At 53.0% G+C, this 14094-nt stretch carries 12 protein-coding genes and 1 riboswitch; of the genes, 1 reads left to right on the top strand and 11 read right to left on the bottom strand.

Annotation, left to right across the window (positions count from 1 at the left end; genetic code table 11):
- Positions 1-2: 2 nt before the first annotated feature.
- On the top strand, positions 3-485 hold the full coding sequence (locus BJQ97_RS02370; protein ID WP_160155362.1) for a (2Fe-2S)-binding protein: 483 nt from the start codon (positions 3-5) through the stop codon (positions 483-485).
- A 191-nt stretch (positions 486-676) separates the two neighbouring features.
- On the opposite strand, the gene BJQ97_RS17285 is transcribed toward BJQ97_RS02370, so the two are convergent.
- The 11 genes from BJQ97_RS17285 to BJQ97_RS02315 all read right to left on the bottom strand — a co-directional run bounded on the left by BJQ97_RS17285 (position 677) and on the right by BJQ97_RS02315 (position 14062).
- The gene (locus BJQ97_RS17285; protein ID WP_201451653.1) at positions 677-916 is read right to left on the bottom strand and encodes a hypothetical protein; all 240 of its coding nucleotides are present in this window, start codon (positions 914-916) and stop codon (positions 677-679) included.
- A gap of 60 nt (positions 917-976) precedes the next feature.
- The gene (locus BJQ97_RS02360) at positions 977-2131 is read right to left on the bottom strand and encodes a saccharopine dehydrogenase family protein (RefSeq protein WP_160155361.1); all 1155 of its coding nucleotides are present in this window, start codon (positions 2129-2131) and stop codon (positions 977-979) included.
- A gap of 155 nt (positions 2132-2286) precedes the next feature.
- A complete protein-coding gene (locus BJQ97_RS02355; protein ID WP_160155360.1) occupies positions 2287-3768 on the bottom strand; it encodes an aldehyde dehydrogenase family protein in 1482 nt (493 codons plus the stop codon).
- A gap of 67 nt (positions 3769-3835) precedes the next feature.
- Positions 3836-5491: a thiamine pyrophosphate-binding protein gene (locus BJQ97_RS02350; RefSeq protein WP_160155359.1), complete on the bottom strand. Its 1656-nt coding sequence runs from the start codon at positions 5489-5491 to the stop codon at positions 3836-3838.
- The gene (locus BJQ97_RS02345; RefSeq protein WP_160155358.1) at positions 5488-6666 is read right to left on the bottom strand and encodes an aminotransferase class I/II-fold pyridoxal phosphate-dependent enzyme; all 1179 of its coding nucleotides are present in this window, start codon (positions 6664-6666) and stop codon (positions 5488-5490) included. The genes BJQ97_RS02350 and BJQ97_RS02345 overlap by 4 nt, the downstream gene beginning before the upstream one ends.
- A 576-nt stretch (positions 6667-7242) precedes the next feature.
- Positions 7243-8931: a phosphomethylpyrimidine synthase ThiC gene (gene thiC, locus BJQ97_RS02340; RefSeq protein ID WP_160155357.1), complete on the bottom strand. Its 1689-nt coding sequence runs from the start codon at positions 8929-8931 to the stop codon at positions 7243-7245.
- A 171-nt stretch (positions 8932-9102) separates the two neighbouring features.
- Positions 9103-9216, bottom strand: a riboswitch (TPP riboswitch).
- A 134-nt stretch (positions 9217-9350) separates the two neighbouring features.
- The gene (locus BJQ97_RS02335) at positions 9351-10604 is read right to left on the bottom strand and encodes a methyl-accepting chemotaxis protein (protein ID WP_160155356.1); all 1254 of its coding nucleotides are present in this window, start codon (positions 10602-10604) and stop codon (positions 9351-9353) included.
- Between the two features lie 457 nt (positions 10605-11061).
- Complete coding sequence (locus BJQ97_RS02330; protein WP_160155355.1) at positions 11062-11475, bottom strand: RDD family protein; 414 nt, start codon at positions 11473-11475, stop codon at positions 11062-11064.
- Positions 11476-11777: 302 nt separating this feature from the next.
- A complete protein-coding gene (locus tag BJQ97_RS02325; RefSeq protein WP_160155354.1) occupies positions 11778-13304 on the bottom strand; it encodes a SpoIIE family protein phosphatase in 1527 nt (508 codons plus the stop codon).
- 6 nt (positions 13305-13310) lie between these two features.
- Positions 13311-13643 carry an STAS domain-containing protein gene (locus tag BJQ97_RS02320; protein ID WP_160155353.1) on the bottom strand — a complete coding sequence of 111 codons (333 nt, stop codon included), beginning with the start codon at positions 13641-13643 and terminating at the stop codon, positions 13311-13313.
- The gene (locus BJQ97_RS02315) at positions 13640-14062 is read right to left on the bottom strand and encodes an ATP-binding protein (protein ID WP_160155352.1); all 423 of its coding nucleotides are present in this window, start codon (positions 14060-14062) and stop codon (positions 13640-13642) included. The genes BJQ97_RS02320 and BJQ97_RS02315 overlap by 4 nt, the downstream gene beginning before the upstream one ends.
- Positions 14063-14094: the final 32 nt, after the last annotated feature.

The raw sequence follows: 14094 nt of genomic DNA, 5'->3' as shown, positions 1-14094 counted from the left end.
ACATGGAGGAAACGACAAAGCGGGAGCTTGTGCTGCACGTGAATGGAGAACGAAGATCGATCGTCGCTCGCCAAGCCGAAACGCTGCTGTTTGTTTTGCGCGATCACCTTGGATTGACCGGCGCCAAACCAGGCTGTTTGAACGGCGACTGCGGCGCCTGCACCGTTTTGGTTAATGGCACCCCGATTAAATCATGCATGATGCTCGCTATTGAGACAGTCGGCAAAGAAATCACCACAATCGAAGGGCTCGATGATGCCCCCATTCAACACGCCTTCGTCCGCCACTTTGCTTTTCAGTGCGGCTATTGCACTCCTGGATTCATTATGAACGCCCACGCGCTCATCGAGCGGCATCCGAACGCCGACGAGGCGGCGATTCAAGAATGGCTGGAGTCAAACATTTGCCGCTGCACAAGTTATCAAGAAATTGAAGCGGCGGTCAAAGAAGGGCTCGAAGCCAAAAAAGCGGAAACAAAGTTTTGATTTCCCTCCTAACTTTTGCTTAACAGCAACACTTCCCTCCCAAGGCCAATGGATGTCCTACTCCTCGCTGGGACATCCTTATTTTGTATCATGCCTCCCATTTCGATTATTTTCTATCCCAAATACCTATTGATAAACATATAACGCTCACGTTATGGGGGCGTCGCTCCGGTGCTGTCCGGCGTTCTCGGTCATGCTGTTTCCACGAAGGCACCATTTCTCGTCGCTATGGCACTTATGTTCGTCGCCTTCCTCTTTCTCGCTTGGCGCAAACGAGAGACGTCGACGGCCAAAATGGCGCAGCTAGAAGAAATCCGCCGCACCGCCGCTTTCGCCGCCGACATCGACAAACGCCCGCCTTCCGGTTGGAAACGGGCGTTTGTTACATCTTGTTCTTTCTCGAACGGCTTGTTTTCTGTTGCTTTTTTCATCCACAACGTCTTTTTCCCGTTCAGAGCATTTTTACGCTTTTTCTGATCCTCCTCTTTTCATCAACGAACGGTTCGCTTCTCACTGATCATAACGCCGCGTTTTTTCATCTCGTCCATATACACATCCCCCGGAACGATTTGCTCCGGCGGATAGACGCCGCGCTTTGTGATCACCCCGCGGCCGATGAGCTGAGCGACAGCGGAGATTGTGTAGGCCGTCGTACGCGCCATCGCCGTCACCTTATTTTCGCGGTCATTGAACGTGACGGTTTCGTATTCAAGCACCGTTTCCTTTCCATCTTTTCTACCGCCGACGATGACCCGAAGCAGCACCACATCATCTTTTCCTTTCAAATCAAGCAGCGGCTTCAGGACGGAAAGCAGCACATCGCGCGGCTTGACTTTGCATCCATTGACCTCAACTTCCACATCGTTGCGCGTCAAGTTCAAATCGACAAGCAGCTTGCATTTTTCCGCATGGCCGCGGTAGCGGATCGTTTTGTACTCGAGCCGCTTCAAGTTCGGAAACGAGCGCGAGAGCGTCGACGTCCCGCCTGAGGTGTGAAACGCTTCAAGCGGCCCGAACCGGTCGAAATAAATCGGCTCGACTTCCGAAAGGGACGGCACGTCCTGCTTTTGGCCGTTGCGGATGATCAAGGCCGGATCGGTGTAATGGTCAAGCAGCCCCTCGAGCGAAAACACATGGTTGTACTCCAGCGGCGGTTCGGGGCGGACAGGGATGCCGCCAACATACAGCAAGATGGATTCCACCTCATCGAGTTGACTCGCCCCATAGCCGGATAAAATGTTGATCATTCCGGGTGCGACGCCAAGGTCGGGGATGATCGTCACCCCAGCGGCTTGGGCTTGTTCATGCAGCTCAAGCACCCGATCGGTGATATGGCCGATATGACCGCCTAAATCGACAGAATGGACGCCAGCTGCAATGGCCGTTTTCGCCACCGTTTCGTTAAACTGGTAAAACAAAGCGTTGACAACCACATCGTGCCCTTTCATGGAAGCCGACAGCTGCTGTTGATCGCCCGCATCCACCCGCACGGCGGCAAGCTTTTCGGAATGAAGCTGCCGCACCGTTTCCTCCGCCTTAGCCAAATCGACATCCGCCAATGTCACCGCCTCAACGTCTGGGCTTTGCACTAAATCGCGCGCTGCTTCTTTGCCCATCAACCCCGCACCAAGCACGAGCACTTTCATCGTTCTTTCCCCCTCTGTTACCCATTCTTTTCCATACACTCACATGGCAGCCGCTTTTTTCGCATCTTTGCCGCGGCCGCTGCTGCGATTCACGATAGGTTCCACGTTGATCTTCGCTTCTCTTTTGCCGGCCATGTTGCAAGCGACAGCACGGTTCAATCATCGGTATCGATTTGCGCCCGTTGCAGCTTCCCGCTGAAATCGACATAAATGCTCCGCCATTCGGTGAATACGTCAAGCGCCGCGACCCCGGAGTCGCGGTGGCCGTTGCCCGTCCCTTTCGTGCCGCCGAACGGCAAATGAATTTCCGCTCCCGTTGTGCCGGCGTTGACATACACGATGCCGGTGTCCAAATCGCGCATCGCTCGGAATACATTGTTGACATCGCGTGTGAAAATGGCGCTTGACAGCCCATAATCGACGCTGTTGTTGACGGCGATCGCTTCGTCCAAACTGCGGACGGAAATGATCGACACGACCGGGCCGAAAATTTCTTCGCGGGCGATGCGCATATTCGGCGTGACATCGGTGAAAATCGTGGGCGCGTAATAAAAACCGCGCGCATAGTCGCCCTCCTGCAATATATAGCCGCCCACAAGCAGTTTCGCCCCTTCTTCTACGCCAATGCGCACGTAGCGGTCAATTTTTTGCAGCGCCTCTTCATGGATGACGGGTCCAACTTTGACCGTTTCATCCAGCCCGTTGCCGATTTTCAATGTTTTCACGGCTTCAAGCAGACGCCGTTCAAGCTCCTGTTTCACCCGCTCATGAACGATGACCCGGCTGCACGCCGTACACCGCTGGCCTGATGTACCGAACGCACTCCAGACGATGCCGTCAACCGCCAATGTCAAATCCGCATCATCCATCACAATGACGGCGTTTTTTCCTCCCATTTCAAGCGACACCTTTTTCAACAGCCGTCCGCATTTTTCCGCAATCATCCGCCCTACTTCATTCGATCCAGTAAATGAGATGACCTGGACATCTGGATGTTCGACAAGCGCATTGCCAGCTGTCGACCCGTCACCGTGGACCACATGAAACACTCCCGGCGGCAAGCCCGCTTCTTCAAAAATGCGGGCTAATTCCTGCGCCATGATCGGTGTTTCGGGCGCTGGCTTCCATACGACCGCATTGCCGGCAACAATGGCTGGAAATGACTTCCAAGTAGCGATCGCAATCGGGAAATTCCATGGCGTAATGATGCCGACCACTCCAACCGGTACGCGGACGCTCATGGCAAATTTGTCTTTCAGTTCAGACGGCGTCGTATCGCCAAACAACCGCCGTCCTTCTCCGGCCATGTAAAACGCCATATCAATGCCTTCCTGTACTTCGCCGCGCGCTTCCTCAATCACTTTCCCCATTTCCATCGTCAACAGCCGGGCCAATTGTTCTTTCCGCTCCTTTAGCAACATCCCGACTCTATATAAAACTTCCGCGCGTTTCGGCGCCGGCACGAGCGCCCACCGTTTTTGCGCTGCTTTGGCTGCCTGAACCGCTTCATCGATATCGTGTGGCCCCGACATCGCCACCTCGGCAATCGTTTCCCCCGTCGCCGGATTGACCACCGGCGCAAATTGTCCGGTGCTTGGCTCCTTCCATTCTCCATTGATATAGTTTTGGATTTTCACTGTATACTCCCCCATTTTTCCTACAAGATTTATTGAGATAATTTATACATTGAACGCCACGTGATCATTATGTCTTCTTCTTGGCCCGTAAGTCCTGGATCGTTGCGGTCACCGAGATGTGATCCGGATCCGTCAACACTTCAATCACCGTCGGCTTCTTGGCGCCAAGCGCCAACAGAAGCGCTTCTGTGAACTGGTGTTCCGTCTGTACTTGGAATCCGCAGCCGTTCAAGCATTCCGCCAACCGGGCAAACGACAAGCGGCCTAAATCGGTGCCGATGACCCGCCCCGGGAACTGCAGTTCTTGATGCATGCGGATGGTGCCGTACATATGATTGTTAAACACAATGCTGATGATCGGAATATCGTACCGAGCGGCCGTTTCCAACTCCTGCACCGTCATCATAAAGCCGCCATCCCCGGATAAAGAAACGACGGTCCGGTCGGGAAAGGCCAGTTTTGCGCCAATGGCAGCGGGCATGCCATATCCCATCGCTCCTGACGTCGGGCCGATGTACGTGTGCCCATCCCCAAACGGGAAAAAAGCATGAAGCCAACCGGCGAAATTCCCGGCATCGTTCGTAATGACTGCATTTTTCGGCAAATGACGCCCCAAACTCGCCATGACCGCTTCATAGAGATTTCGTTTTTCAAGCGGCAGCACGGCTGTTTGTTCGTATCGTTTCCTCCGTTCGGCCGCCCATTCCTGCCAAGACGGCCGCACCGCGAGATCAAGCAAACGGGACAGCGCTTCCCGACAGTCAGCCCAAACCGCGATATCTGGCGCATACACTTTTCCGAATCCATCGCTGTCGATATCGATGTGAATCAGCGTCTGATCGGAAGAGAACAAACGGTAATCTTGCGTCGTCACTTCCGACAGCCGCGTCCCCAACGCCATCACCACATCCGCCTGCTCGGCCGTTTCCATGATCGCTTTGGGCGTTCCTAGACCTAGGTGGCCGACATAGCACGGATGATTATGGGGAAATACGTCATGCCGCCGGAATGCCGCCATTACCGGAAGTGCATACTTTTCCGCCCATAAACGCAGCAACTGCTCCGCTCCCGACCATTTGACGCCGCCGCCGGCAATCACGAGCGGCCGTTTAGCGCGCTTCAGAATCTCTTCAATGTTCTGTATATCTTCTTGCCTTGGGGCCGGCTTCGGCACATGAATTTCAGCCATCGCTGCTTCCGTTATCGTTTTGGAAAATACATCTTCCGGAAGTGAAACGACGACGGGGCCGGGCCGCCCTGTTTTCGCGGTGCGAAACGCCCGTTGCACCAACTCCGGCACCCGCTCGGCTTCGCGAATTTCAACCACCCATTTTGCGATCGGACGAAAAAACGTTTCCATGTCGACTTCCTGAAATCCTTCACGCCCTAGGAAACGGCTGTTCACTTGCCCCAAAAACACGACCATCGGAGTGGAATCTTGCCTCGCGGTATGGACGCCGATCGTTAAATTCGCCCCGCCAACCGCTCTTGTCGCCAGCACGACGCCGCACTTCCGCGACGCTTTCGCATACCCTTCCGCCATAAAGGAAGCACCCCCTTCATGGCGGGCGGAGATGAACTCGATGGATGGCTCATCATAGATGGCATCCAGCAGGGGCAAATAACTTTCCCCCGGCACACCAAACACATAACGGATTTGTTCCTGTTTGAAACATTCAACGATGGCTTGAGCCACCGTGATGTGATGCATCGTTCGCTTCATGGCGCCGATTCCTCCCAATCCACTTGCTTCCATCGTTCAACAGCTTGCTGCAGACGCTCCATCGGCGCTGACAGCGATACGCGGACATATCCTTCCCCTGCGGGTCCAAACGCTGTTCCCGGTGTTACGATGACTCCCGCTTCTTCCAGCAGTTTGGCGGCAAATCGTTCGGACGAGTATCCGTCATAGACCGGAATCCACAAGAAAAAGGTCGCTTTCGGCCGCTGCACGTCGATGCCTAGTTCTCGAAGCCTCTCGACCATCATATTCATGCGTTGTTCATAAATGCGGCTATTTTCTCGAATAAACGTCCGTCCGTTCGTCAAAGCGGCCACCGCCGCCTTCTGGATCGGAATAAACTGGCACGTATCTGTGTTGCTTTTGATCACCGAAAGCGCGCGAATCATGTCGCGATTTCCGACCACATATCCGATGCGGCAACCGGCCATGTTATAGCTTTTGGACAACGAGCCGAATTCCACCGCCACTTCCTTTGCTCCGTCCACCTGCAAAATGCTCGGCGCCCGAAAACCGGCAAACGTCACAAACGAGTAGGCCGCATCATGGGCAATGAACATCTGGTGCTGACGGGCAAGGGAAACGGCTTCAGCCAACACGCTCAAATCGACCGTGGCGGCCGTCGGATTGCTCGGATAATTGAGAAACATGATTTTCGCTTGGTCATAAACGGACGAGGGAAGCGCATCAAACCGAGGCGCGTAGCCATGTTGCGCATCGAGCGGAAGCGATAGGCTCTGGCCGCGGGCAAAATGGACCGCCGTCCGGTAGACGGGATAGCCCGGATCAGGCACTAAGGCGAGCTCGCCGGGATTGAGAACGGCTTGCAGCAAATGGACGATTCCTTCTTTCGAGCCAATTAACGCCAACACCTCGGTCTCGGGATCGAGCTTGACGCCATATTCCCGTTCATAAAAACGCGCGACCGCTTCCCGATACTCCCTGCAGCCGCCATATGGCGAATACGTATAGTGTTCTGGTGCATCGAGCGCTTCTTTCAACGCTTCGATGACAAAGGAAGGAGGCGGCAAATCGGGGGCGCCGATCCCTAAATCAATGACATCGACCCCTCGCTGGAGCAGTTCTTCTTTTTTCTTCTGAAATCGGGAGAACAAATATGGCGGCATCGTCTGCACAATATCGGAAAATGTGTTCAATCCCATCCCTCCTCATGGCCCTTCGTTTCAGTTTATGCGCACGCCCACCGCCCTCATGCCCATCTCACGTTCACGAAGCAGCCTATCATACCAATGGCTTTCTCACATCAAGACATCATCAAAATCTTTTTTCTCAAAAAGCGGGCTTTTTCACTAAGTTGCTAGAAAAACGCGATCAACCTTCTGAAACCCAGCCCTTTCGCCATAAAAAGAAGCGGCCGGCATCATCCATGCTTCGATGACGCAACTGGCCGCTGTCTATGGAAGCGAAACGCCGGCGAAGGCGCCGCGATAGACTGCGCAGTTTTCCCCGCATAATCATTCTATGACTAGAAATTTGCGCCTTATGCCATTATCATAATCAATCCGAAATGATTTGTAAATATATTTTTAAAAAATTATATATTTTTAAAATAGTAATGAACCGCGCCAATTTGCAGGACAAACAAGAGGGGCGATGAACGTTCGCCCCCCCTGCTGCTTCGATCAGCACCGAGCGTTTTCCAGCTCATGCTTTTTCCGTTGATCGAACCTCCATTCCTCTCCACCATGCCGAGCATCACAGCACGCTTCTTGTCATTGATACAGCGACGACCCTTGCCGAATAAATTGTTGCGCTTTTTCTTTCATCCCCTCCTCTTTGATTTTCCGTTGCAGTTCATGTGAAATGTTCATGGAACAAAATTTCGGCCCGCACATCGAACAAAAATGGGCCGTTTTCGCCGCCTCAGCCGGCAATGTTTCATCATGGTATTCGCGGGCCCGCTCCGGGTCAAGCGATAAGTTGAACTGGTCGTTCCAGCGAAATTCAAAGCGCGCTTTCGAGAGCGCGTCGTCACGCTGCTGAGCGGCTGGATGCCCTTTTGCCAGATCAGCCGCATGGGCGGCGATTTTATAGGCCACGACCCCGGCGCGTACGTCCTCTTTATTCGGCAACCCTAAATGTTCTTTGGGCGTTACGTAACAAAGCATCGCCGTTCCATAAGCGCCAATGATGGCGGCGCCAATCGCTGACGTAATATGGTCATACCCGGGCGCGATGTCGGTGACAAGCGGCCCTAACGTATAAAACGGCGCCCCGTGGCAAAGCTCCTGTTCCCGCTCGACATTTTCGCGAATTTTATGCATCGGAATGTGCCCCGGCCCCTCGATCATCACTTGCACGTCATGCTTCCAGGCGATTTTCGTCAGCTCGCCGAGCGTTTCGAGCTCGGCAAACTGCGCCTCATCGTTCGCGTCGGCGATGGAGCCGGGGCGCAAGCCGTCGCCAAGGGAGATCGCAACATCGTATTGTTTCAAAATCTCGCATATTTCTTCAAAATGCGTATACAAAAAGTTTTCTTCATGGTGGGCCAAACACCATTGGGCGATGATCGAGCCGCCGCGCGATACAATTCCGGTCGTCCGGTTGGCGGTGAGCGGAATGTAATGAAGCCGCACACCGGCGTGGATCGTCATGTAGTCGACGCCTTGTTCCGCCTGCTCAATGAGCGTCTCGCGGTACACGTCCCATGTCAACTTCTCCGGCGCCCCTCCTACTTTCTCAAGCGCCTGATAAATCGGCACTGTTCCCACGGGAACCGGAGAATTGCGGATGATGTACTCGCGCGTTTCATGAATGTGTTTGCCGGTCGATAAATCCATGACCGTATCGGCGCCCCAGCGCACCGCCCAAAGCAGTTTTTCCACTTCGTCTTCAATCGATGAAGAAACAGCCGAGTTGCCGATATTGGCATTAATTTTCACATGGAAACGACGGCCAATGATCATCGGTTCGCTCTCTGGATGGTTAATATTGGCCGGAATAATGGCCCGACCAGCGGCGACTTCTTGACGGACAATTTCTGGATCAATTTGTTCACGAATCGCGACAAACTCCATTTCTGGCGTAATGATCCCCCGTTTGGCGTAATGCATTTGTGTCACGGTTTTTCCGGGCTTTGCCCTCAATGGACGGTGCACAAACGGAAGCGAACACTGAATCGCAACAGAAGACTGCTCCATTTCCTCCACATCACCGCGCTCAATGATCCAGCGGCGGCGAAGGGGAGGCAAGCCTTTTTCCACGTCCGGTTCAAAATCGGGATCCGTATACGGGCCCGTCGTATCGTAGACACGCACCGGTTTGTTTTCCACCATTCCTTGCGGCGTTTTCGTTGGCGACAAAGCAATTTCTCTCATCGGCACGCGCACATCCGGGCGCGACCCTTCGATGTACACTTTGCGGCTTTCCGGAAACGACATAAACGAGCGGATGGTTTCCATGCGTGGCTTCCCCTTTCAACATAAAATTATGAAAGATCAGATCCGAAGCCACACCGTCTGAAGCGGGGCAAACACGAGAATAGGCGATGGCGGCCGATTCAAAATAAAAACAGGTTCCGACACCGGAACCTGATCGAAGGCAAAAGGCCAAATGAACAAGACACGTCCATCTGTTCCCGCTGCCTGCTTCCCTACGCTGGCATGACCCAGATCAGGTTCAAAGGGTCAAAGAACTTCATCGCGTTCTTTTCTCAGCCCGGCTCTCGGACTCCCCTAGCAGATAAGCGTATAACAATGATGACTGACTTTTTTATTTTATCAGGCTATTGACAAAGATGCAAACCATTTTATTCCAAACCTTGACTCCCACACGTCGTTTGAAAGTCCCTCTTTCTCGGAGAAAGCGTCCTTTTCCTCACTCACACAGAAAATTTCTTCAGCATTGCCCGCATCTCGTCCGCCATCTGACCGAGCGATGTCGACGAAGAGGCGATTTCCTCGACGGAAGCCATTTGTTCCTGCGTTGCTGCCGATACGTTGGCCGCACCGGACGCTGACTGTTCGACAATATTGGTCATCTGTTGGAGTGCGTCGCTCACTTGGCGGGCATGCTCCGTCATTTGCTCGATGGCGGACGATACTTGTCCAATTTGTTGGCTCACTTGGCCGACCTCTTCGCGAATATGGGCAAATGATTGGCCGCATGCCGCCGCAACGTTCAATCCTTTCGCCACTTCGGAGATCACCCGTTCGGCAGACGCAACCGCCCGCTTCGTTTCTTCTTGAATGTAACCGATCAGCTCGGAAATTTGTTGCGCTGAGCGCGCTGATTGTTCTGCGAGCTTTCGCACTTCATCCGCGACAACCGCAAACCCTTTCCCTTGCTCACCGGCGCGCGCCGCTTCGATCGCCGCATTGAGCGCCAACAAATTCGTCTGCGACGCAATGCCGGTGATCGCTTCCGTAATCTGTCCAATCTCATTGGAGCGCTCCCCAAGCCCTTTCACCACTTGGCCGAGCGTTTGCACATGATCGTAAATGAACTGCATTTGCTCCGACATTTGTCCGATTGACTGCTTGCCGTCCTCTGCTTTCGCCGACGTTTTCTCGGCGCGGTGCACCACATCTTTCGTATGGCAAGCGACGTTGCTCAAAGTTTGGGAAATATCATGCACGGACGCGGCGGTGGCGCGGACAGCATCGGCCTGCTCCTCCGCACTCGCTGCGAGAGTTTCCATCGTTGTCGCAATTTGCTCTGTCGCTTTCGTCGTCTGTTCGGCGACAGCAGCAAGCTGCTGAGAATATTGCGCTACTTCTTCGGCATGATGTTGGATTTGCCCCATCACACTTTGCCAAGCGTTTGCCATATCGTTTAACGACGACGCAATCGGCCGCAGCTGCTGCACGCGATCAAGCGGTATGCGCACCGTCAAATCTCCCCCTGTCATCTTGCCTAAATGTTCATTAATAACGGCAATTGGTGCAACAAACCTCCGATAGTTGAGCGTTGCTGAAACGAAACCGAGCATCGCGCCAAACAGCAACGTAGCAGCAAGCGTCCACCAAAACGCCCCTCCGCGAATGCCGTTGACCAGGCATATCGCCATGCCAATCGCGGCCGTGCCAGGAATGACGACGAACATCGTGCGGATGATATAACTTGCTAACGACAAAACCATTCTCCTCCTTATTTCTATTGCTCAAACATTTTTCTCTCCTTCACCACATTGACATATTCGTGAATGTTCATTCATTTTCCTTCCTCACGTCTAAGCAAATGTTTTTAGAATTGAACGCTCTCCCACCTACACAAAGGATTAGAGGTGGGAGATTCTTCAGAACACCCGCCCCACAGCAGACTTCCAACCAAGCCATCCCTGCGCCCCCCACAGTTCAGTTGTCTTACGAAGACAACAAGCGAAGTCATTCGTTCAACAGATGTTGGACGGCGTTCTTGTCTCGATCGTGCTTCGGGAGTTTGATGCGATGGCCGCCAACCTCAATCGATGCCGAGTACGAATGGATGGAACGATGTACAACGCCGCACCATCCAAACTTACGATGAACTTGCCTCGAATCGCCGACCTAAAAAAAGCAGGCTTCTACCGGAAGCCCGCCTTTTTCCATTGTTTACACCGTCGGTTTTTCCGTTGTCACATACGTCCCAGCGATAAAATCGTGAATCGACCGTTTGTCTTCTCTCGCAGCGACCATAATTGCACTAATAACGAGACCGATTCCAAACGTAATAAAATAGACGAGTCCGCCGACAAACGAACGCAAAAACATCGTTCCGATGCCGACTTTGCCGCCATTCACTTTCGCAATTCGGATGCCAAGCATCCGCTTGCCGACCGTATACCCGTACCAGACAACCGGAACGATTAACGCGTAAAGGATGTTCACCAACGACGTAAACCAGTTCGTTTCCCAACTGCCAGTAATGAGATAGCCGATGATCGAAATCGGAATGCCAACGACGATGGCGTCCAACAAGTTAGCCAACAGCCGCTTCCAAAATCCAGCCGGATTTGTCACCGCCATATGCCTTCCCTCCTCTTGCTTTTTTATATTGTATTCGCAATCAACAGCGTAATTGTCTTTATTTTAACCTAAATTGTGGAAAGGAATCTATACTATAGTTTGGTGTTTGCCGCCATCTTGGGCGGCGGGAGTGAATTTGCCCGTCTTTTCACAACACGTAAAAAGGGATAACCCAAAAGGCCATTTTTGCAACCGCCCCCTTTGAGGGAGACAAACTTGACTGCGGTGCCATTTCATACATCAAAAAAAAGCAGCTTGTGAAGCGGATCGATCATCCGAATATAGGCGGCTTTTCCCCTCGCTTAGCCAAGCTTGGCCACCACCGCCGAAAAATCGTCCGGAAGCGGCCCTTTTTGCGCAAAATGGCGGCGCAGATAGTCCAAAAGCACCTGCTCGTCCAATAAAATATGCGGCGTTAGCGCATCGCGGAACGCTTCAATCTTTTGCCGGACAGAGCCTGTTTCCCCTTCAATCGCCCCGTCGGAATACAACACAAGCGTCGCCCCCGGCTCGTAGCGCAACCGGCCGCTGTTGACAAAAAGGCGCGGAAGCAGCCCGATCGGCGCGCAGCCGCGGTCCAATTCCGCCACCGTTCCGTCCGGCTGGAACAAAAACCCCGGCGGATGGCCGGCTGATGCATATTCAATCATCCGTTCCTTGACATTCACAAGAACATACACGGCGGTGAAATAATACGTCATCCGCCCGTTTTCATGGTACAACTGGCGCATATGGCGGTTCAACTCGCGAAACACTTCCGTCGGAACGATCCCTTTGCGGATGACGCCGTTTAAGAGCGAACGGACCGACATGCAAATGAGCGAGGCCGCCGCCCCGTGCCCCATCACATCCATTAAAAAAATGCCGTACCGCTGTTTGTCGATCGGATACCAGGCGTACATATCGCCGCCCAGCTCCCGCGATGGGATGTACGTTCCGGCAATCTGGATTCCTTTGGCCGACAGAGGCTTGCTCAACACGCGCTTTTGCACCTCGCGGGCCAGCCGCAAGTCATCTTTCATCGCTGCGATGTATGAATTCTCGTAAGTTAGACTGGCAAATAAAAACAAGTAAAACGCAATTCCTCCATCATGGCCGTGCACAGCCCGCACCGTCGTCTGCCTGACATAGACCGAACCGTTTTTCCGCCGCCAGCGAATCCACCCCCTCCATTCTCCACTTTCCCCAGTTCGCGCTTGAATCACCTCATAAAGCCAGCCCTCGTAATAACCCGTGTAAAGCGTATGCAGCGGCTGACCGACGATTTCTACACCATGGCCAGTGACTTTTGTGAACGCCGGATTGACAAACTGAACGACAAACTGACCATCGGTTACGAGCATCGCCTGTTCCATCGCTTTGTACACTTGTTCAGCGAGCTGCCGTTCATTCTCGTTTCGCTTTGCTTCTGTCAAATCCGCGACAACCCCGCTGACGAGCCTCACTTCCCCGAATTCGCCAAGCACAGGAAACGTCCGTTCAAGCACCCAACGGACGGAGCCATCCCGCTGATTGATGATGCGATACGTTTGGGCCCCCGTATCCGCTCCCGAAAGGAGCGACCATTTTCTTTCCGCCTTGGCGCGATCATCCGGGTAGGACACTTTTTCCCATATGTCTTGATCGCGGTAAAAGTCGTCCGGAGGCAGGCCGTACAGCTGCTCGCATGATGACGAAATGAACAAGATCCTCCTTTGTTCCGGCGCTGCAAGCCAATACACGTAATCGCCCAGCCCAACGAATACATTCATTTTTTCCAAGGCGAGAAGCAACTCCCGCCACGCGAGGTGGTCATAACGTTGAACATATTCCCCAAACCCATCCACCATAGAGCGTCATTCTCCACTGAAATAATCCATGGCTTCCTTCTCTGTAGCAAATAGTTTGATAAACGAAGAAAATTTGACAATATGGAAAATTTCCGCAAGCGACCCTTCCACTCCAGAAATAACCAACTCTTTTTGTCGCGCTCTCGCCTCCATGACGCTGTCAGCGATGACACCGAGTCCGGCGCTGTTAATGTAGTTGACCCCTTCCATGTTGACGATCAATTGGTCCGCCCGTTTGTCCAGCAACTTTTCCATCGCTTGGCGGAACGATTCGACGTTGTTTAACGTAATATCTTCTGCCCATGTCAACGTGCAAATTGCCCCTTGTCTCATCCTCATTTTGCTTCCTCCAATGGTCCCTCATTTTTCCATTTGCACATGCACAACAAGACGTTGTTTCCTGCTCGCTTCACGTATACATCGTCGACGATATGGGCGATCAGCTGCAGTCCCCTGCCGCGCGGCCCAGTGTTGACGACATCAGTTTGGGCTACGGAGAAGCATCCCCCTCTCTGCTTGACAATGATCATAAACTGTCTCCCGTCAATTTTCCAAAATATCCTAAATGGCAGCTTTCTCGTTTTTTGACAATATTCATACGCATTCGTGCACGCTTCCTCTGTCGCGAGCCGAAGAAAAAGGCGATCGCGCGGCAAAAACCCCATTCTCTTCGCCAGTTCATCGGTAATGTCCATCGCATTTAAAATGTCTGCCGTTTTCATGATCGCCATCGTTCGGATCATGGCCGCAAGCTTCATCGGCATTCCCCTATCCTTGTTATGCCTATGCG

Source organism: Geobacillus sp. TFV-3 (assembly GCF_009901865.1).
Classification (GTDB): Bacteria; Bacillota; Bacilli; order Bacillales; family Anoxybacillaceae; genus Geobacillus; species Geobacillus thermoleovorans_A.
Note: the sequence above shows the minus strand (reverse complement) of the source record. Positions and strands in the feature narration are given on the sequence as shown.